Source organism: Pseudomonas sp. 2835 (assembly GCF_050435905.1).
GTDB lineage: Bacteria > Pseudomonadota > Gammaproteobacteria > Pseudomonadales > Pseudomonadaceae > Aquipseudomonas.
Window position 1 is genome coordinate 89032 of record NZ_JBNDLE010000011.1, and the last position, 19642, is coordinate 108673.

Annotated in this window: 23 protein-coding genes; 14 read left to right on the forward strand and 9 right to left on the reverse strand. The window is 62.1% G+C overall.

Annotated elements, in window-relative coordinates; all coding sequences use genetic code 11:
* Positions 1-27: 27 nt before the first annotated feature.
* The 10 genes from proC to ABIE20_RS17280 all read left to right on the forward strand — a co-directional run bounded on the left by proC (position 28) and on the right by ABIE20_RS17280 (position 7989).
* Positions 28-846: a pyrroline-5-carboxylate reductase gene (proC, locus tag ABIE20_RS17235; RefSeq protein ID WP_429506153.1), complete on the forward strand. Its 819-nt coding sequence runs from the start codon at positions 28-30 to the stop codon at positions 844-846.
* Positions 847-856: 10 nt separating this feature from the next.
* Entirely contained in the window at positions 857-1447 is a 591-nt protein-coding gene (locus ABIE20_RS17240; RefSeq protein WP_045193962.1) for a YggT family protein, read from the forward strand.
* Positions 1448-1572: 125 nt separating this feature from the next.
* The gene (gene metX, locus ABIE20_RS17245; RefSeq protein ID WP_429506155.1) at positions 1573-2712 is read left to right on the forward strand and encodes a homoserine O-succinyltransferase MetX; all 1140 of its coding nucleotides are present in this window, start codon (positions 1573-1575) and stop codon (positions 2710-2712) included.
* 7 nt (positions 2713-2719) lie between these two features.
* Positions 2720-3340: a methionine biosynthesis protein MetW gene (gene metW, locus ABIE20_RS17250; RefSeq protein WP_038997652.1), complete on the forward strand. Its 621-nt coding sequence runs from the start codon at positions 2720-2722 to the stop codon at positions 3338-3340.
* 24 nt (positions 3341-3364) lie between these two features.
* Entirely contained in the window at positions 3365-3799 is a 435-nt protein-coding gene (locus ABIE20_RS17255; RefSeq protein WP_429506157.1) for a DUF4426 domain-containing protein, read from the forward strand.
* Positions 3796-4392 (forward strand): RdgB/HAM1 family non-canonical purine NTP pyrophosphatase, encoded by a 597-nt coding sequence (rdgB, locus tag ABIE20_RS17260; protein ID WP_429506159.1) that lies wholly within the window; start codon positions 3796-3798, stop codon positions 4390-4392. Before ABIE20_RS17255 ends, rdgB begins: the two co-directional genes overlap by 4 nt.
* A complete protein-coding gene (hemW, locus tag ABIE20_RS17265) occupies positions 4389-5603 on the forward strand; it encodes a radical SAM family heme chaperone HemW (protein ID WP_429506161.1) in 1215 nt (404 codons plus the stop codon). The genes rdgB and hemW overlap by 4 nt, the downstream gene beginning before the upstream one ends.
* Positions 5604-5612: 9 nt before the next feature.
* Positions 5613-5936, forward strand: a complete 324-nt coding sequence (locus tag ABIE20_RS17270) for a DUF3392 domain-containing protein (RefSeq protein ID WP_010222202.1) — start codon at positions 5613-5615, stop codon at positions 5934-5936.
* Between the two features lie 176 nt (positions 5937-6112).
* Positions 6113-7063 (forward strand): hypothetical protein, encoded by a 951-nt coding sequence (locus tag ABIE20_RS17275; RefSeq protein ID WP_429506163.1) that lies wholly within the window; start codon positions 6113-6115, stop codon positions 7061-7063.
* Positions 7064-7098: 35 nt separating this feature from the next.
* Positions 7099-7989: a hypothetical protein gene (locus tag ABIE20_RS17280; RefSeq protein ID WP_429506164.1), complete on the forward strand. Its 891-nt coding sequence runs from the start codon at positions 7099-7101 to the stop codon at positions 7987-7989.
* A 43-nt stretch (positions 7990-8032) separates the two neighbouring features.
* Here ABIE20_RS17280 and trmB read toward each other — a convergent pair whose 3' ends face one another.
* The 4 genes from trmB to ABIE20_RS17300 all read right to left on the reverse strand — a co-directional run bounded on the left by trmB (position 8033) and on the right by ABIE20_RS17300 (position 10281).
* Positions 8033-8755 carry a tRNA (guanosine(46)-N7)-methyltransferase TrmB gene (gene trmB, locus ABIE20_RS17285; protein ID WP_429506166.1) on the reverse strand — a complete coding sequence of 241 codons (723 nt, stop codon included), beginning with the start codon at positions 8753-8755 and terminating at the stop codon, positions 8033-8035.
* Between the two features lie 9 nt (positions 8756-8764).
* Positions 8765-9559: a thiazole synthase gene (locus tag ABIE20_RS17290; protein WP_045193968.1), complete on the reverse strand. Its 795-nt coding sequence runs from the start codon at positions 9557-9559 to the stop codon at positions 8765-8767.
* Between the two features lie 48 nt (positions 9560-9607).
* Positions 9608-9808, reverse strand: coding sequence for a sulfur carrier protein ThiS (gene thiS, locus ABIE20_RS17295; protein WP_429506168.1), 201 nt, complete (start codon positions 9806-9808; stop codon positions 9608-9610).
* A gap of 101 nt (positions 9809-9909) precedes the next feature.
* Positions 9910-10281: a DUF423 domain-containing protein gene (locus tag ABIE20_RS17300; protein WP_429506169.1), complete on the reverse strand. Its 372-nt coding sequence runs from the start codon at positions 10279-10281 to the stop codon at positions 9910-9912.
* Positions 10282-10316: 35 nt separating this feature from the next.
* Between ABIE20_RS17300 and mtgA the strand changes: the two genes are divergently transcribed.
* Positions 10317-11075 (forward strand): monofunctional biosynthetic peptidoglycan transglycosylase, encoded by a 759-nt coding sequence (mtgA, locus tag ABIE20_RS17305; protein ID WP_429506171.1) that lies wholly within the window; start codon positions 10317-10319, stop codon positions 11073-11075.
* Positions 11076-11138: 63 nt separating this feature from the next.
* Here mtgA and ABIE20_RS17310 read toward each other — a convergent pair whose 3' ends face one another.
* The 5 genes from ABIE20_RS17310 to ftsY form a co-directional block, all read right to left on the reverse strand.
* Positions 11139-11648 (reverse strand): DUF1993 domain-containing protein, encoded by a 510-nt coding sequence (locus ABIE20_RS17310; RefSeq protein ID WP_045193971.1) that lies wholly within the window; start codon positions 11646-11648, stop codon positions 11139-11141.
* An 80-nt stretch (positions 11649-11728) separates the two neighbouring features.
* Positions 11729-12583, reverse strand: a complete 855-nt coding sequence (gene rpoH / locus ABIE20_RS17315) for an RNA polymerase sigma factor RpoH (protein ID WP_010222193.1) — start codon at positions 12581-12583, stop codon at positions 11729-11731.
* 113 nt (positions 12584-12696) lie between these two features.
* Positions 12697-13728: a permease-like cell division protein FtsX gene (gene ftsX / locus ABIE20_RS17320; protein WP_429506172.1), complete on the reverse strand. Its 1032-nt coding sequence runs from the start codon at positions 13726-13728 to the stop codon at positions 12697-12699.
* A complete protein-coding gene (ftsE, locus tag ABIE20_RS17325) occupies positions 13725-14396 on the reverse strand; it encodes a cell division ATP-binding protein FtsE (RefSeq protein ID WP_010222191.1) in 672 nt (223 codons plus the stop codon). Before ftsE ends, ftsX begins: the two co-directional genes overlap by 4 nt.
* Entirely contained in the window at positions 14393-15907 is a 1515-nt protein-coding gene (gene ftsY / locus ABIE20_RS17330) for a signal recognition particle-docking protein FtsY (RefSeq protein ID WP_429506174.1), read from the reverse strand. Before ftsY ends, ftsE begins: the two co-directional genes overlap by 4 nt.
* A gap of 230 nt (positions 15908-16137) precedes the next feature.
* Here ftsY and ABIE20_RS17335 point away from each other — a divergent pair, with 230 nt between their 5' ends.
* From ABIE20_RS17335 to rsmD, 3 genes are read left to right on the forward strand one after another with little or no spacing between them, the layout of a single operon-like run.
* The gene (locus ABIE20_RS17335; RefSeq protein WP_429506175.1) at positions 16138-17493 is read left to right on the forward strand and encodes a M16 family metallopeptidase; all 1356 of its coding nucleotides are present in this window, start codon (positions 16138-16140) and stop codon (positions 17491-17493) included.
* Complete coding sequence (locus ABIE20_RS17340) at positions 17486-18985, forward strand: M16 family metallopeptidase (RefSeq protein WP_429506176.1); 1500 nt, start codon at positions 17486-17488, stop codon at positions 18983-18985. Before ABIE20_RS17335 ends, ABIE20_RS17340 begins: the two co-directional genes overlap by 8 nt.
* Complete coding sequence (gene rsmD / locus ABIE20_RS17345; protein WP_429506178.1) at positions 18985-19578, forward strand: 16S rRNA (guanine(966)-N(2))-methyltransferase RsmD; 594 nt, start codon at positions 18985-18987, stop codon at positions 19576-19578. Before ABIE20_RS17340 ends, rsmD begins: the two co-directional genes overlap by 1 nt.
* The last annotated feature ends 64 nt before the right edge of the window (positions 19579-19642 follow it).

A 19642-nucleotide genomic window follows, 5' to 3' on the forward strand; every position in this document is an offset into this window, starting at 1 on the left:
TCCCTCTTTCCCTATCAAGGACCTGACATGAGCAAGACTCGTATTGCCTTTATCGGCGCCGGCAACATGGCTGCCAGCCTGATCGGCGGCCTGCGCGCCCAGGGCCTGGAAGCTTCGCAGATCCGCGCCAGCGATCCGGGCGCCGAGCAGCGGGCGAAAATCCATGCCGAGCACGGCATCGAGATGTTCGCCGACAACGCCCAGGCCATCGAAGGCGCCGACGTGGTGGTATTGGCGGTCAAGCCACAGGCGATGAAAGCCGTGTGCGAAGCGCTCAAGCCCAAGCTCAAGCCCGAGCAGCTGGTCGTTTCGATTGCCGCCGGGATCACTTGCGCGAGCATGAACAACTGGCTCGGCGCCCAGCCAATCGTGCGCTGCATGCCCAACACCCCGGCGCTGCTGCGCCAGGGCGTCAGCGGCCTGTTCGCCACCGCCCAGGTTTCGCCGGCCCAGCGCCAGCAGGCCGAGCAGCTGCTGTCGGCCGTGGGCATCGCCCTGTGGCTGGACAGCGAACAACAGCTGGATGCGGTGACTGCGGTATCCGGCAGTGGCCCGGCATATTTCTTCCTGCTGATCGAGGCAATGACCGCCGCCGGCGAGAAACTCGGCCTGCCACGGGAAACCGCCGCCAAGCTGACCCTGCAAACCGCCCTGGGCGCAGCGCACATGGCGGTCAGCAGCGATGTCGACGCCGCCGAGCTGCGCCGCCGGGTGACCTCCCCGGCCGGCACCACGGAAGCGGCGATCAAGTCGTTCCAGGCCAATGGATTCGAAGCGCTGGTGGAACAGGCGCTGGGTGCCGCTGCGCACCGCTCGGCCGAAATGGCCGAACAACTGGGCAACTAAGGAGCCGAAGATGATCGGATTGAACACCGCTGCAATCTATGTGCTGCAGACCCTCGGCAGCCTGTACCTGCTGATCGTGGTGCTGCGCTTTGTCCTGCAACTGGTCCGCGCGGACTTCTACAACCCGCTCAGCCAGTTCGCCGTACGCGCCACCCAACCGCTGCTCAAGCCGATGCGCCGGGTGATCCCGAGCCTGTTCGGCCTGGACATGTCGTCGCTGCTGCTGGCGATCATCATCCAGCTGCTGGTGATGGGCCTGACCCTGCTGCTGGCCTACGGCACCACCGGCAACCCACTGCAACTGCTGGTCTGGTCGATCATTGGCGTGACCGCGCTGTTTCTGAAGATATTCTTCTTCGCCCTGATCATCAGCGTGATCCTCTCGTGGGTCGCGCCGGGTAGCCACAACCCGGGCGCCGAGCTGATCAACCAGATCTGCGATCCGTTCCTCGCGCCGTTTCGCCGCATCCTGCCGAACCTCGGCGGCCTGGATATCTCGCCGATCCTGGCGTTCATGGCGCTGAAGCTGATCGACATGCTGGTGATCAACAACCTGGCGGCAATGAGCGGGATGCCGGAGATTCTGCGACTGCTGGTCTGATCTCTCGCGGGGCAAGCCCGCTCCCACAGCACTTCTGTAGGAGCGGGCTTGACCCGCGATGCTTTCCTTGCCGCACTCCGCAGTGGTCTTTAGACTTACGCCTCATTCAAGCGTGAGCAGGGTCGATGTCCACTGTCTTTCCCGAAGATTCGGTCGGTCTGGTAACACCGCAACTGGCACAGTTCAGCGAGCCGCTGGCGCTGGCCTGCGGTCGCTCGCTGGCCACCTATGAACTGATCTACGAAACCTACGGCACGCTCAATAGCAGCGCCAGCAACGCCGTGCTGATCTGTCATGCGCTGTCCGGCCATCACCATGCCGCCGGCTACCACAGCCCCGACGATCGCAAGCCGGGCTGGTGGGACAGCTGCATCGGCCCCGGCAAGCCAATCGATACCAATCGTTTCTTCGTAGTCAGCCTCAACAACCTTGGCGGTTGCAACGGCAGCACCGGCCCCAGCAGCATCAACCCGCTCACCGGCAAGCCCTACGGCGCCGACTTCCCGGTACTGACCGTGGAAGACTGGGTGCACAGCCAGGCGCGCCTGGCCGACCGCCTGGGCATCCAGCAATGGGCCGCGGTCGTCGGTGGCAGCCTGGGTGGCATGCAGGCGCTGCAGTGGACCATCACCTACCCTGATCGCGTGCGTCATTGCCTGGACATCGCCTCGGCACCCAAGCTCTCGGCGCAGAACATCGCCTTCAACGAGGTGGCGCGCCAGGCCATCCTCACCGACCCGGAATTCCACGGCGGCTCGTTCCAGGATCAGGGCGTGATCCCCAAGCGCGGCCTGATGCTGGCGCGCATGGTCGGGCACATCACCTACCTGTCCGATGACTCCATGGGCGAGAAATTCGGCCGCGAGCTGAAAAGCGACAAGCTCAACTACGACTTCCACAGCGTCGAGTTCCAGGTCGAAAGCTACCTGCGCTATCAGGGAGAGGAATTCTCCGGGCGTTTCGACGCCAACACCTACCTGCTGATGACCAAGGCGCTGGACTACTTCGACCCGGCCGCCAGCCACGGCGGCGATCTGGCGGCGACTCTGGCGCATGTCACCGCGGACTACTGCGTGATGTCGTTCACCACCGACTGGCGTTTCTCGCCAGCGCGCTCGCGGGAGATCGTCGATGCGCTGATTGCCGCACGCAAGAACGTCTGCTATCTGGATATCGACTCGCCCTATGGCCACGATGCCTTCCTGATCCCGACCCCGCGCTACATCACGGGATTCACGAACTACATGAACCGCATCGTCTGCTGAGGAGCCTATGAGAGCCGACCTGGAAATCATCCAAGACTGGATCCCCGCCGGCAGCCGGGTACTCGACCTCGGTTGCGGTACCGGTGAACTGCTGGCGTCGCTGCGCGACCACAAGCAGGTGGCCGGCTACGGCCTGGAAATCGACCCCGACAACATCGCCCAGTGCGTGGCCAAGGGTGTCAACGTCATCGAGCAGGACCTTGACAAGGGCCTGGGCAACTTTGCCAGCAACAGTTTCGACGTGGTGGTCATGACCCAGGCCCTGCAGGCCGTGGAATACCCCGACCGCATTCTCGACGAAATGCTGCGCGTCGGCCGCCAGTGCATCATCACCTTTCCCAACTTCGGCCACTGGCGCTGCCGCTGGTACCTGGCGACCAAAGGTCGCATGCCGGTTTCCGACTTCATGCCGTATACCTGGTACAACACGCCGAACATCCACTTCTGTACCTTCGAAGACTTCGAGGCCTTGTGCAGCGAACGCCGCGCCCAGGTCCTCGACCGCCTGGCGGTCGACCATTTGCACCGCCACGGGTGGGCGAGCAAGCTATGGCCTAATCTTCTAGGTGAGATCGGCATTTACCGTGTCAGCAGCCCCGGCCTTACCGAACACAAGGTCGCGGTTTAACCCGCACACCGGAGGAGAACGATCATGGGTCGCTTGTTGAGTTTTTTACTGACTGCCTGTCTGAGTGTGACGGCGGTCGCCGCCGATGCCATCAAGGGCGAACGCCAGGAAGTGTTCGGTGATACCACAGTGCACTACAGCACCTTCAACTCGACCTTCCTGCAACCGGATATCGCCAAGGCTGCGCAACTGGTGCGCAGCAAGAACCAGGGCGTGATCAACGTCTCGGTGATCAAGGCTGGCAAGCCGCTGGTCACCCGGGTCAGTGGCACCGTCAAGGACCTGACCAGCAACTCGGTGCCGCTGAAGTTCAAGCAGATCAACGAACAAGGCGCGATTTACTACATCGCCCAGTTCCCTGTTGAACAACAGGAAACCCGCACCTTCAACATCCAGATTGGAGTTGACGGCAAAACCGAAACCATCAGCTTCAACCAAGAGCTTTTTCCAGGCGAATGATGACTTTTCAGCAAATCGTATTGGCCAGCCATAACGCCGGCAAACTCAAGGAACTGCAGGCCATGCTCGGTGACACCGTGCAACTGCGTTCGATTGGCGAATTCAGCAGCATCGAGCCGGAAGAAACCGGCCTGTCGTTCGTCGAGAACGCCATCCTCAAGGCACGCAATGCCGCGCGTATTTCCGGCATGCCGGCGCTGGCCGACGATTCGGGCCTGGCGGTGGACTTCCTCGGCGGCGCGCCGGGCATCTATTCGGCCCGTTATGCCGATGGCAAAGGCGATGCCGCGAACAATGCCAAGTTGCTCGATGTACTCAAGGACGTCCCGCAGGAGCAACGCGGCGCCCAATTCGTCTGCGTGCTGGCCTTGGTTCGCCATGCCGACGACCCGCTGCCAATCCTCTGTGAAGGCCTGTGGCACGGGCGCATCCTGACCCAGGCCAGCGGTGAACACGGCTTTGGCTATGACCCGCTGTTCTGGGTGCCGGAGCGCGATTGCTCGAGCGCCGAACTGAGCCCTGCCGACAAGAACCAGATCAGCCACCGTGCCCGCGCCATGAGCCTGTTGCGTCAACGTCTGGGCCTGGCATGACCGATCGTTCGCCGGCACAGCCACTGCACCTGGGCGAGGCTGGCTTTACTTCCCAAGCACCGCGGGCGGCCCTGCCACAGCTGCCGCCCCTGGCGCTGTACATCCATATCCCCTGGTGCGTGCGCAAATGCCCGTACTGCGACTTCAACTCCCACGCCGCCACCCCCGAGCTGCCGGAAGAAGCCTACGTCGACGCCCTGCTGGCCGACCTCGACCAGGAGCTGGGCAACGTCTACGGCCGCCCGATCAGCTCGATCTTCTTTGGCGGCGGCACCCCGAGCCTGTTCAGCGCCCGCGCTCTGGGCCGCTTGCTGGTGGGTGTGGAGCAACGCATCCGCTTTGCCAGCGACATCGAGATCACCCTCGAAGCCAACCCCGGGACCTTCGAGCAAGAGAAGTTCAAGGCCTACCGGCAACTGGGCATCAATCGCCTGTCGATCGGCATCCAGAGCTTCCAGCAGGCCAAGCTCGAAGCCCTGGGGCGCATCCACAACGGTGACGAGGCGATTCGCGCCGCCGACATGGCGCGCAATGCCGGCTTCGACAACTTCAACCTCGACCTGATGCATGGCCTGCCCGACCAGTCGCTGGACGACGCCCTGGGCGACCTGCGCCAGGCGATTGCGCTGAACCCCACGCACCTGTCCTGGTACCAGTTAACCCTGGAACCGAACACAGTGTTCTGGAACCAGCCGCCGCTGCTACCCGAAGACGACATCCTCTGGGACATCCAGGAAGCCGGCCAGGCCCTGCTGGCCAGCCACGGCTACGCCCAGTACGAAGTCTCGGCCTACGCCCAGCCGGGTCGCGCCGCGCGGCACAATCTCAACTACTGGAGCTTTGGCGACTTCATCGGCATCGGTGCCGGCGCCCACGGCAAGCTCAGCCACCCCGACGGGCGCATCCTGCGCACCTGGAAAACCCGCCTGCCCAAGGACTACCTGAACCCGGCCAAGCCCTTCAAGGCCGGCGAGAAGCTGCTGCCGGTGGACGAACTGCCCTTCGAGTTCCTGATGAACGCCCTGCGCCTGACCCAGGGCGTAGACATCGAGCTGTTCAGCCAGCGCACCGGCCTGCCCCTGGAGCAACTGACGGCGGCGCGGCGTGAAGCCGAACAAAAAGGGCTTTTGCAGGTCGAACCGACGCGACTGGTCGCTACCGCGCGCGGCCAGTTGTTCCTCAACGACCTGCTGCAGTATTTCTTGACCTAAGGATTGCGAATGGACCTGGTACTCGACCTGCTCTCGACCGTTTCCCGCTGGAGTCGCAGCAACCTGTCGGAGATTTCCCTGGCCTTGGTGGGCTGTTTGCTGGTGCTGTTTGGCACCGACATCAAAGGCTGGGTCGAACAACGCCTGGGCGGCCTTGCAGGCGCCTTGCGCGTACCGTTCATGGCCTTGCTGGTGATGATCGGCAGCGGTGCCGCGCTGATCTATGCAACCCCGTGGGTGGTGAAGGGGCTAGCGCAGTTCAACAACTATGCGTTGGCGCCGGTGTTGCTGATTGTGCTGGTGCTCATCGGCGTGGTTGCTGATCGGCGCTGACCACCCGTCGGCACCTGATATTTTTGTCAGTATCGCCCCGGTCTCAAGCAGTGCTTAGATGATCTCGAGTTTCGTAGCGGCAACTGTGCCGCTGCGAACGCCCCCTGCGCCATGCCATAAAGCTGTTGCGTCGCGCGGATCTCGACTTTCAGGCAAGCCTCTTGAGGGACCAGAATATGTCACTACTACCTTATCTGGACTTTTCTCCGTTTGCAGACGAAGACTGGCAGGGCTGGGAATTAGGCCCTAATGGCCAGCAACTCAAAATGTTCAACGAAGACGGTAATTACTACCTGCGCTTTGAGAATCCGCATGGCCATATTACCGGCCGAATTTTGCACAAGACAGTCTCCGGGTTCATTCCCGGTAACCTGTACCGCTTCAGCGTCGACTTTCGCAGAAACATGGAAGAGGACTATTGGCGACCGGGTGTTGAATTGGAAGTTTCGGGGATTGGCCGCGCTCCCGAACAAGCCATAGTCGAACCGCATTGGGTCACCTTCTCGTTTGATTTCGTGGCCACCGACACCACCCACACGCTGACCATATCCACGTACGACCGCCCACCTTACCTGAATGCCTGCTCCCCCGAGACGGCAACGTCCAGTGCGCCGCCGGACGCGGTCTCCGCTGACTACAGCCTCGATCAAATTCGCGTTTTCGAACCCGGCCCTGTAACGGAAAACTTCGACAGTTATCCAGACACACACGTCTGGCCCGGCGAAGGCTTTTCAACGGAGCACATGAGTATCAGCCTCGCCTCCGACCAGCCCGGCAGCATTGCCCTGCACCAGGCCAGGGAAGAGGATCCCGGTTATGCACAGCGTCAGGTACTTTGTCTGGGCCACAACACCGGCAATATCTACCCCCCGCAAACCACCCGGTTCGACCTGCCCAGGGTCTGCCAAACACTGACGTTCGATTGGGCAGATATCCGCCAGCCTGCCCAGGCCAATGCCTATGATGCCGCCGGCAACCTGCTCGCCTCTGAAAACTTCGACCCAGGCAGCAATACCTTGAATGCCAAGGTTCGGCTGAATGCCCCGCGTGATGCGCTGATTAGCCGATTCGAGCTCATCACGCGCAACCGTACATCGGTCGATCATTTTGACTTTTTTTCGGATTGATAAACAGCCAGGCAGGTCGCTCTGAGGAGATAACCATGGATATCAAGGCACTGGAATCCACACCTTTTAATACCGACAACTGGAACAACTGGGAAAAAACCGCGGCAGGTATCGACTTGGAGATACTTGAAGGCGCCTTCCCCGAAGCTGGTCACATCGTGGGGCCGCGACAAGGCGTCACGCAGCATTTGCCTGGTGCACTGCTACGCAAGAGAGTCGGTGGCTTCACTATCGGTGCGACGTATAAAATGGCAACCCTGGTACGAAATCACCAACACACCAGTGGGCCGACATTGGTTCAGTTGGGGGTGGAGGGTCTTCCCTCAGGGACTTCAGCGGCGGTGGGCAATGGGCATTTCGTTCAGGTACATCATTATTTTATCGCCAGGCAATCGATTCACACGTTGACCATCGGTACCTCGGGCTGGAATAAAACCAACGCTTTCTACCTGGACAGCACCAGCGTTGTACAAGTCCCCAGTATTACTGAAACGTTCAATACGTTACCCAGTAGTTCGACCATAACCGCCGGAGGTACGATTCGGACTCCGCATATGGATGTTCATTTACCCGCCGGGCAACCTGGAATGGCGCAAATTCATGGTGACGAGCCTTTGGGGGATATGCGCAGCGGTCAGTGCATTTGCCTCTACCATTACCAATCCGTCCCTGCGCCCACACCACAGCGTGCGCGTATTACCTTGAAAGAAATCTGTGCCAGTCTGAAGTTCTCGCTGACGCGTGCAACCGAAAATACCAAAGTCTGGGTGTATGACAACAGTGGCCAATTGCTGGCGGAAAGAGCCGTACCACTGGCAGATCAGTGGCTGACGTTTGACAGTGCCCCTGGGCGTTTCATCAAATACTTTGAAGTGCAGGTCAGCAGTACCACGATGATCGACAATGTCATGATGATCAACCAGTGAGCCAAATGGGAGGCCAGCAATGGCCTCCCAGCGCGGTGAGTTGTTAAACGAGCTTTTCGAACTTCAGATCCCACACCCCATGCCCAAGCCGCTCGCCGCGGCGTTCGAACTTGGTGATCGGGCGCTCGGCCGGGCGCGGCACGCACTTGCCGTCGGCGGCCAGGTTGCGATAACCCGGGGCGACGTTCATCACTTCCAGCATGTATTCGGCATAGGGTTCCCAGTCGGTAGCCATATGGAACACGCCGCCCACCTTGAGCTTGCTGCGCACAAGCTGCGCGAACTCCGGCTGGACGATGCGGCGCTTGTGGTGACGGCTTTTGTGCCAAGGATCAGGGAAGAACAGCATCAGCCGGTCGAGGCTGTTGTCAGCCACGCACTTGTTCAGCACTTCGATGGCATCGCAGTCATACACCCGCAGGTTCTTCAGGCCCTGGGTCAGCACGCCGTTGAGCAGCGCACCCACACCCGGACGGTGCACTTCAACACCGATGAAGTCCTGCTCCGGCGCGGCAGCAGCCATTTCCAGCAGGGAGTGGCCCATGCCGAAGCCGATCTCCAGGGTACGCGGCGCCGAGCGGCCGAAGACCTGGTCGTAGTCCACCGGGCTCTCGGCCAGGGGCAGGATGAACAGCGGCCCACCCTGGTCCAGGCCGCGCTGCTGGCCTTCAGTCATGCGCCCGGCGCGCATCACGAAACTCTTGATGCGGCGGTGTTGGCGCTCTTCGCCTTCGGTGGTGATCGGCGTTTCTTGCGATTCAGTCATCAGGGGCTCTTACTTGATCAGACCATCCAGCGGCGACGAGGCGCTGGCATAGAGTTTTTTCGGCATACGCCCGGCAAGGTAAGCCAGGCGGCCAGCGACAATGGCGTGTTTCATGGCTTCGGCCATCATGATCGGCTGCTGTGCGTGCGCGATCGCCGAGTTCATCAGCACCGCCTCACAGCCCATTTCCATGGCGATGGTGGCGTCCGAAGCAGTACCGACACCGGCGTCAACCAGTACCGGGACTTTCGATTCCTCGAGGATGATCTGCAGGTTATACGGGTTGCAGATCCCCAGGCCCGTACCGATCAGGCCGGCCAGCGGCATTACCGCGATGCAGCCGGCTTCGGCCAGCTGACGGGCGATGATCGGGTCATCGCTGGTGTAGACCATCACGTCGAAACCATCCTTGACCAGTACCTCGGCGGCCTTGAGGGTCTCGATCACGTTGGGGAACAGGGTTTTCTGGTCAGCCAGCACTTCGAGCTTGACCAGGTTATGGCCATCGAGCAGTTCACGTGCCAGGCGGCAGGTGCGCACGGCTTCAACCGCGTCATAGCAGCCAGCGGTGTTCGGCAGGATGGTGTAGCGATCGGGCGGCAGCACGTCGAGCAGGTTCGGTTCGCCCGGGTTCTGGCCGATGTTGGTGCGGCGCACGGCAACCGTGACGATCTCGGCGCCCGAGGCCTCAATGGCCAGGCGGGTTTCTTCCAGGTCACGGTACTTGCCGGTGCCGACCAGCAGGCGCGACTGGAAGGTACGACCGGCCAGGGTGAAGGGCTTGTCGCTACGAACGTTGCTCATCGGTAATCCTCTTGAAGGTTGAGGGACTTGCAGGTGAAGCGCGAAGGCCTAGCCACCGCCAATGGCGTGCACCACTTCAACCTGGTCGCCTTCATTCAGCGCGGTGACGTCGTGCTGGCTGCGTGGCACGATATCCAGGTTGAGTTCGACCGCCACCCGGCGACCCGCCAGGTCAAGCCGGTTGAGCAGGGCCGCGACGCTTTCGCCATCGGGCAATTCGAAAGGTTCACCGTTCAGTTGAATGCGCATGCGCACGGCCGCCATTATTTTTAGGGGCCCGCATTCTAGCCCTGATCAGGGCGCAAACCCAAGGCCGGGCCGCGCCATTCGTCTCGATCCGGACTCGCGGGTCAGCTCAGGCGCCAGGCTGCAAGGCCCAGGCACAGCCATCCGCCGAGAAATGCCAGGCCGCCGAAAGGGGTGATGATACCGAGCTTGCCGATGCCGCTCAGGGTCAGCACATACAGGCTACCGGAAAACAGCAGGATCCCCAGGGTGAACAGACCACCGGCCCACCCGATCAGGCGCCCGGGCAGGTGCACCGACAGCACCGCTACCGCGAGCAGGGCCAAGGCATGCACCAACTGGTAGGTCACGCCGGTATGAAAGATTGCCAGGTATTCGCTGCTCAAGCGGCCCTTGAGGCCATGGGCAGCAAAGGCGCCCAGGGCTACGCCGGTAAAGCCGAAAAACGCCGAAAGCAGCAGAAAGCTACGAAGCATTGGGAAGACCTCCTAGTCAGCACAGGGTCTGTATAATGGCCCGCTCCATCGGTTCGGCCAAGCCATCGCCTATGCTGTCTTCCATTTTCCGTCGCCTCACCCGTGCCCTGCTATGGTTTGCTGCAGGCAGCGCCCTGCTGGTGCTGGTGTTTCGCTGGGTGCCACCGCCCGGCACCGCACTGATGGTCGAGCGCAAGGTCGAGTCCTGGTTCGGTGGCCAGCCTATCGACCTGCAACGGGACTGGGAGCCGTGGGAGCAGATCTCCGATGAGCTCAAGCTGGCGGTGATCGCCGGCGAAGACCAGAAGTTTGCCTACCACTGGGGTTTTGACCTCAACGCCATTCAAGCGGCGCTGGCCCATAACGAACGCGGCGGCAGCATCCGCGGCGCCAGTACCCTCAGCCAGCAAGTGGCCAAGAACCAGTTTCTCTGGGCCGGCCGTAGCTGGTTGCGCAAAGGCCTGGAAGCCTGGTTCACTGCGCTGATCGAGTTGCTGTGGTCGAAAGAACGAATTCTTGAGGTCTATCTCAACAGCGCCGAGTGGGGTGAAGGGGTATTTGGCGCCCAGGCGGCTGCCCGGCACCACTTCGGCGTCGACGCCAGCCAGCTTTCGCGCCAACAGGCCAGCCTGCTGGCTGCGGTGCTGCCCAGCCCGTTGAACTGGAGCGCCAGCCGGCCCAGTACTTATGTGGCGCGACGTGCCGGCTGGATTCGTCAGCAGATGCGCCAGCTCGGTGGCAACAGCTACCTGGCGCAGCTGGACAGCCCGCGTCGGGCGCCCTGGAGCCAATAAAAAAACCGGCAAAGCGCACGCCTTGCCGGTTTTTTACTGCTTGCCTGCTACTGGGTAAACGCTTTAGAACGCGCCCATGTAGTCACGCTTGCCCACCTCTACACCGTTGTGACGCAGGATTGCGTAGGTGGTGGTGACGTGAAAGAAGAACTGCGGCAGGCCGTAGGTCAGCAAATAAGCCTGGCCACTGAAGCGCTTCTCTTTCGGCGTGCCTGGACGGGTGACGATTTCGATGCCTTCCTTGCCGTCGATCTGCGCTGGCGCAATGCCGTCCAGGAAAGCCAGAACCTTGCTGATCAGCGCTTGCAGTTCAGCAAAGGTGGTTTCGCTGTCATCGTATTTCGGCAGCTCGACCTCAGCCAGGCGCGCCGAAACGCCCTTGGCGAAATCAACAGCGATCTGCACCTGGCGAACCAACGGGAACATATCCGGATACAGGCGAGCCTGAAGGAAAACGCTCGGATCGATGTTTTTCGCCGTAGCGTGAGCTTCGGCCTTGTTCAGCACATCACTCAGGGCGTTGAGCATTTGCTTGAAGACAGGAACAGAAGCGGCGTACAAGGAAATGGTCATAGCAGTCTCGACAGGGGTGGCGGAGAATCATGAAAAAGCCCCGACACGTCGGGGCTTTTTGGTTATTGCCGTTTTGCGAATCAGACTGCGATCAAGGCTTTGACCTTGTTCATCGCATTCTTTTCCAGCTGGCGAATCCGCTCGGCGGACACGCTGTATTTCTCGGCCAGGTCATGCAAGGTGGCCTTTTCCTCAGCCAGCCAGCGCTGGTAGAGGATATCGCGGCTGCGGTCATCCAGGCCTTGCAGGGCTTCGTGCAGGTTGCTGGTGGAGTTGTCACTCCAGTCGGCATCCTCCAGTTGACGCGCAGGGTCGTAACGGTGGTCTTCCAGGTAGTTGGCCGGCGACTGGAATGCACTGTCGTCGTCGGCTTCACTGGCCGGGTCGAAGGCCATGTCCTGACCGGTCAGGCGGCTCTCCATTTCACGCACTTCACGCGGCTCGACACCCAGGCTTTCGGCGACACGATGAACTTCATCGTTGTTCAGCCAGGCCAGGCGTTTTTTCTGGCTGCGCAGGTTGAAGAACAGCTTGCGCTGGGCCTTGGTGGTCGCCACTTTGACGATCCGCCAGTTACGCAGGATGAACTCGTGAATCTCGGCCTTGATCCAGTGCACCGCAAAGGACACCAGGCGCACGCCCATTTCCGGGTTGAAGCGCTTGACCGCTTTCATCAGCCCAACGTTGCCTTCCTGAATCAGGTCGGCCTGGGCCAGCCCGTAGCCGGAATAGCTGCGAGCGATGTGTACAACAAAACGCAGGTGGGCGAGCACCATCTGCCGAGCCGCCCCAAGATCCTGCTCATAGTAGAGACTCTCGGCCAGTTCACGCTCCTGCTCGGGCGTCAGCAATGGAATGCTGTTGACCGTGTGCACATAGGCTTCCAGGTTTGCGCCGGGAACCAGGGCATAGGCAGGTTGCAACGAAGTGGTCATACGAAAAAACCTCCGACTCACTAAACTCGTGCCATAGGCACTGCCAACATTGACCGGGAACCGCGAAACAAGTTCCCTAAAAATGAAAAAGAGTCAATACCAGCAAAAAGACACTATCGCGGTGCAAGCTCGCTCAAGTGGCGGGCGACCGCAATCCAAGCACCGATATACCCTAACAACACCGCCCCAAGCAAGAGGGATAGACCATCGGCTGATGGAACCCCGGCCAAGGCAAAATCACTGCCATACAGCCCGGAAAGCCCGATTACCGCGTCGTTCAGCCAGTTCAGGCCAAACGCCAGCACGCCCCAGGCCAATACCCCCGCGCCCAGGCCATACAAGGCGCCCATGTACAGGAAAGGCCGGCGCACATAGTTGTCGGTACCACCGACCAGCTTGATTACCTCGATCTCGGTACGACGGTTTTCGATGTGTAGGCGAATTGTGTTACCAATTACCAAAAGCAGCGCCGAGACCAGCAAGACGGTCAGGCCGAAGACAAAGCGGTCGCCCAGTTTGAGGATCGCCGCCAGGCGCTCGACCCACACCAGGTCCAGCTGCGCAGCTTCGACCTTGGGAAGCTCGGCAAGGCGCTGACGCAGGGCTTCCAGCGCCGGCTTGTCGACCTCTGCCGGAGTCACAACCACTACGCCAGGCAACGGGTTCTCCGGCAGTTCGCGCAGGGCTTCGCCCAGGCCGGACTGCTGCTGGAACTCGTTGAGGGCCTGCTCGCGGCTGACATACTCGGCCTCGGCAACACCCGGCAGGGCTTTTATCTGCTCGCGCAGGGCTTCGCCGTCATGGCTGCTGGCATCGAGCTTCAAGTACAGGGAAATCTGCGCCGCGCGCTGCCACGAGCCGCCGAGGCGCTCGACGTTGCTCAGCAGCAACGACAGCCCCATGGGCAAGCTCAGGGCCACAGCCATCACCAGGCAGGTAAAGAAGCTGCCGATCGGCTGCTTGCCCAGGCGCCGCAGGCTGTCGAGCAGGCTCGAGCGGTGGCTTTCAAGCCAGGCGTGCAACAGGGTACGGAAATCCGGGCCGTCATCGTCGTGACCGCCACCGGGCTTTTTCTTTTCCGGCGCAGGGTCAGCGGCTTTTGGCGCTACTCGCTCGGAAACCTTGGGACTGCGTGTCGCACTCATTGCCCGGCCTCCCCATCGCCGATCAAGCGGCCGCGCTGCAGAGTCAGCATGCGATGGCGCATCCGCGCGATCAGCGCCAGGTCGTGACTGGCGATCAGCACGCTGGTGCCCAGGCGGTTGATATCTTCGAAAACACCCATGATTTCCGCGGCCAGGCGCGGGTCGAGGTTACCGGTGGGTTCGTCCGCCAGCAGCAAGGCCGGGCGGTGGACGATGGCGCGGGCAATGCCGACGCGTTGCTGCTGGCCGGTGGACAGGTCGCCCGGGTACAGCTCGGCCTTGTCCGACAGGGCCACGCGCTCGAGCGCCGAGTCGACCCGCTTGGCCACTTCGGCCTTGGACAGGCCGAGAATCTGCAGCGGCAGGGCGACGTTGTTGAATACGGTACGGTCGAACAGCAACTGGTGATTCTGGAACACCACGCCGATCTGCCGGCGCAGGAACGGGATCTGCGCGTTGCTGATCTGCCCCAGGTCCTGCCCGGCCAGCAGCAGCTTGCCGCTGGTAGGACGTTCCATGGCCAGCAGCAGGCGCAGCAGAGTACTTTTGCCGGCGCCGGAATGGCCGGTAACGAACAGGAATTCGCCCCGACGCACCCGAAAACTCAACTCATGCAGGCCAACGTGACCATTGGGGTAGCGCTTGGCGACCTGTTCGAATCGAATCATGGATGCTCCCGCTCGGCAAACAGTGCTTTCACGAAGGGTTCGGCTTCGAAGGTGCGCAGATCGTCAATCCCTTCGCCCACGCCAATATAGCGGATCGGCAAGCCGAACTGCTTGGCCAGGGCAAAGATCACCCCACCCTTGGCGGTGCCGTCGAGCTTGGTCAGGGCCAGGCCGGTCAGTTCAACGCTCTGGTTGAAGTGCTTGGCCTGATTGATGGCGTTCTGGCCGGTACCGGCGTCGAGCACCAGCAGCACCTCATGAGGCGCGTCGGCATCGAGCTTGCCGATTACCCGACGGACCTTCTTCAGCTCTTCCATCAGGTTGTCTTTGGTGTGCAGGCGACCGGCGGTGTCGGCGATCAGCACATCGATATTGCGGGCCTTGGCAGCTTGCACGGCATCGAAGATAACCGAAGCCGAGTCGGCGCCGGTGTGCTGGGCGATGACCGGGATCTGGTTGCGTTCGCCCCAGACCTGCAGCTGCTCGACCGCTGCGGCGCGGAAGGTGTCGCCGGCGGCGAGCATGACTTTCTTGCCTTCAAGTTGCAGCTTCTTCGCCAGCTTGCCGATGGTGGTGGTCTTGCCGGCGCCGTTGACGCCGACCACAAGAATCACGAACGGCTTGGCCTGGTTATGGATGCGCAGCGGCTGCTCGACCGGCTTGAGCAGGTCGGCCAGCTCGCCTTGCAGCGACTTGTACAAGGCATCGCTGTCGGCCAGCTGCTTGCGCGCGACCTTCTGGGTCAGGCTCTGGACAATCACCGAGGTGGCTTCGACGCCAACGTCGGCGGTCAACAGGCGGGTTTCGATTTCATCGAGCAGGTCGTCATCGATGGCCTTCTTGCCGAGGAACAGGCTGGCCATGCCTTCGCCGATACTGGCGCTGGTCTTCGACAGGCCCTGCTTGAGGCGGGCAAAGAAGCCGCCCTTGTTATCTTCGCTGCGCACGGGTGCGGCAGGCTCGGCCGGGGCGGGCTCGGTAACCGGGGCTGGCGCTTCGATAGCAGCGGCAACGGGTACAGGCTCGGGCTCGGGCACAACCACTGGTGCAGGCGCGACGACCGGTTCAGATTCAACTACCACCGGCTCAGGCGCGATGAACACTGGCTCAACCGCTGGCGCGGGAGCAGGCTCCTGACGCGGCGGAATCGGCGGCGGTGTGTGTGGCTCAAGGTCGGCGACCAGGGCAACCGGCTCTTCTGGCACGGGCAGCACCAGGCCGACGGGTGCTGCGGGCTGGACCTCGACCGGCGCCGCAACGGGCGCAACGGCAGCGGGCTCTGGAACAGCAACCGGTGCAGGCGCAGCAACAGGTGCTGCAGCCACCTCGACCGGGGCAACGGCAGCCGGCGTTTCAACCGGCAACGCAGCCGCTTGCTCCGCTTCAGCCGGAATGGGGTTTTGCGGCTGTTCGGCTACAGGTTGCTGCGGTTTTTTGCGCAACCAGCCGAACAGGCCTTTCTTTTCACCAGCCGCGGCCGGCGTCTTTTTGTCGTCGTTGGAACCAAACATGGAAGACGGCTATCTCAGGGTAGCGATGCGCCACTGCGGCGCTTCTTAAATTCTTTTAACGCAGAACAGTCTACTTTTAATCCGGCTCGTTCTTGCGCAGCATTTTGTCACCAAGCCTTCGGGCTGGTTCCATGACAGGCATGGTCCTCAGGCAACCGGATCAGTATCCTAGCACCTCCAAGCCCGCCGACGCTAAGACCAAGCGGGCAGTCCTACAGGTTAAACAACGTATGAATGCTCTAGCCCGCCGCGCCGCTGGCCTGTTGCTCAGCACAGTTTGTCTGCCGTTCGCGGCCCTCGCCGCCGATACGCAACCCACCCACGAATTCATTCTCGACAACGGCCTGAAAGTGGTCGTGCGCGAGGATCACCGGGCGCCGGTGGTGGTTTCGCAGATCTGGTACAAGGTCGGTTCGACCTACGAGTCCCCGGGCCAGACCGGCCTTTCCCATGCCCTGGAACACATGATGTTCAAGGGCAGCGAGAAGCTCGGCCCCGGCGAAGCCTCGCGCATCCTGCGCGACCTGGGCGCCGAAGAGAACGCTTTCACCAGCGACGACTACACCGCTTATTACCAGGTACTAGCCCGCGACCGCCTGCCGGTGGCCCTGGAGCTTGAAGCCGACCGCATGGCCAGCCTGCGCCTGCCGGCCGACGAGTTCAGCCGCGAGATCGAGGTCATCAAGGAAGAGCGCCGCCTGCGCACCGACGACCAGCCCAATGCCAAGGCCTTCGAGCTGTTCAGCGCCATGGCTTTTCCGGCCAGCAGCTACCGCACGCCGACCATCGGCTGGATGGCAGACCTTGACCGCATGAAGGTCGAAGAGCTGCGTCACTGGTACGAATCCTGGTACGTGCCGAACAACGCCACCCTGGTGGTGGTTGGCGATGTCACCGCCGATGAGGTCAAGGGCCTGGCCCAGCGCTTCTTCGGCGCCATCCCGAAACGCGCGGTGCCACCGGCCAAACTGCCACTCGAACTGGCCGAGCCGGGCCTGCGGGAAACCACCTTGCATGTGCAAACCCAGCTGCCGAGCCTGATCTACGGTTTCAACACCCCGGGCCTGGCCACCGCCAAGGACCCGCGCAGCGTGCACGCCCTGCGGCTGATCTCGGCATTGCTCGACGGCGGCTACAGCGCACGCCTGCCAAGCCGCCTGGAGCGTGGCCAGGAGCTGGTGACCGGGGCTTCGTCGAGCTACAACCCGTTCACCCGCGGCGACAGCCTGTTCGTGATCTCGGCCATGCCGAACCTGCAAAAGCACAAGACCCTGGCCGACGTCGAAACCGGTATCTGGAAGCTGCTCGACGAGCTGAAAACCACCCCGCCGTCGGCTGAAGAGCTTGAGCGCGTACGTGCCCAGGTCATCGCCGGGCTGGTCTACGACCGTGACTCGATCAGCAGCCAGGCCACCGCCATCGGCCAACTGGAAACCGTCGGCCTGTCGTGGAAACTGATCGACAGCGAGCTGGACGAGCTCAAAAGCGTGACCCCGGCCGACATCCAGAACGCCGCCCGCACCTATTTCACCCGTGAACGCCTGAGCGTTGCCCATGTACTGCCCGAGGAGAACGCTCATGAGTGAACGCAGCGCACCCCGCTATACCCTGATCGGCCTGGGCCTATTGTTGCTGATTGGCTTGCTGGCGTTCTTTCTGGCCAAACCTGCGCAATCGGATAACGCCGCGCAACCGGCTGCGGTCACCGAAGCCAAGGCAGCCAACACCCTGCAATCGCTGGCCGAACTGGATGGCAAGGCGCCGAGCCGCCGGCAGCTTAACATCCAGACCTGGAACACCGCCGAAGGCGCCCGCGTACTGTTCGTCGAAGCCCGCGAGCTACCGATGTTCGACCTGCGCCTGACTTTCGCCGCCGGCAGCAGCCAGGACGGCGATGCCCAGGGCCTGGCTACCCTGACCAACGCCATGCTCAACGAGGGCGTGGCCGGCAAGGACGTTACCGCCATCGCCGAAGGCTTCGAGGGCCTGGGCGCCGACTTTGGCAACGGCGCCTACCGCGACATGGCCGTGGCCTCGCTACGCAGCCTGAGCGCGGCCGACAAGCGTGAACCTGCGCTCAAGCTGTTCGCCGAAGTGGTCGGCAAGCCGACCTTCCCGCAGGACGCCCTGGCGCGCATCAAGAACCAGATGCAGGCCGGCTTCGAATACCAGAAGCAGAATCCGGGCAAGCTGGCCAGCATCGAGCTGTTCGAGCGCCTGTACGGCAGCCACCCCTATGCCCACCCGAGTGACGGCACCGCCAAGAGCATTGCGCCGATCACCCTGGAGCAACTGCGCGCCTTCCACGCCAAGGCCTACGCCGCTGGCAATACGGTGATCGCCCTGGTCGGCGACCTGAGCCGCAGCGAAGCCGAAGCCATTGCCGCGCAGGTGTCCTCGGCCCTGCCCAAAGGCCCGGCCCTGGCCAAAGTGGCCCAGCCAAGCGAACCCAAGGCTGGCGCAACCCACATCGACTTCCCGTCCAAGCAGACCCACCTGATGCTCGCCCAACTGGGCATCGACCGTAACGACCCGGACTACCCTGCGCTGTCGCTGGGCAACCAGATCCTCGGTGGCGGCACCTTCGGCACCCGCCTGATGAGCGAAGTGCGTGAGAAACGCGGCCTGACCTACGGCGTATACTCGGTATTCAGCCCGATGCAGGTGCGTGGCCCGTTCATGATCAACCTGCAGACCCGTGCCGAGCTCAGCGAAGGCACCCTCAAGCTGGTCCAGGACATTCTCGCCGACTACCTCAAGAGCGGTCCGACCCAGGCGGAACTGGACGACGCCAAGCGTGAACTGGCCGGCAGCTTCCCGCTGTCCAATGCCAGCAACGCCAGCATCGTCGGCCAACTGGGTGCCATTGGCTTCTACAACCTGCCACTGACCTGGCTGGAAGACTACATGCAGCAGTCCCAGCAACTGACCACTGAACAGGTCAAGGCGGCGCTGAACAAACACCTGGCCGCTGACAAGATGGTCATCGTCACCGCCGGGCCAAGCGTGCCGCAAAAACCCTTGCCGCCGCCCACTGACAAACCCGCCGAGCAGCCGCTTGGCGTACCGGAGCATTAATGGCCAGTCCATCCGCAAAATCGGCCAAGCCGCACCACGGCCAGGGCCAGCTGCGCATCATTGCCGGCGAATGGCGCAGCCGGCGCCTGGGTTTCCCTGACGCGCCGGGCCTGCGCCCGACCCCGGACCGGGTCCGCGAGACCCTGTTCAACTGGCTTGCCCCGTACATTGAAGGGGCCAAGGTGCTCGACGCCTACACCGGCAGCGGCGCCCTGTACCTCGAAGCGCTGTCCCGTGGCGCGGGCGATTCCGTGGCCCTGGACAGCAACCCGGCGGCCATCGCCAGCCTGCGGCAGAACCTCGAAACCCTGCGCTGCCCCCGCGGCCAGGTGATCCAGACTGACGCCCAGCGCTACTTGCAAGGCGAGCCGAAGCTGGCCTTCGACCTGGTGTTCCTCGATCCGCCGTTCAACCAGGGCCTGCTGCCGACCACCTGCGCCCTGCTTGAAGAGCGTCAGTGGCTGGCTGAAAACGCCTGGATCTACACCGAGAGCGAAACCCCGCCATCGACCCTGCAACTGCCCGGCAACTGGCGCCTGCACCGCGAGAAAAAGGCCGGCCAGGTGTACTACGCACTCTGGCAGCGCGGCTGAGCAATATTCACGACCCGGCTGCATCCGGGTCGTGCCCGATAAATATCTAACGCCTTTCACCTTT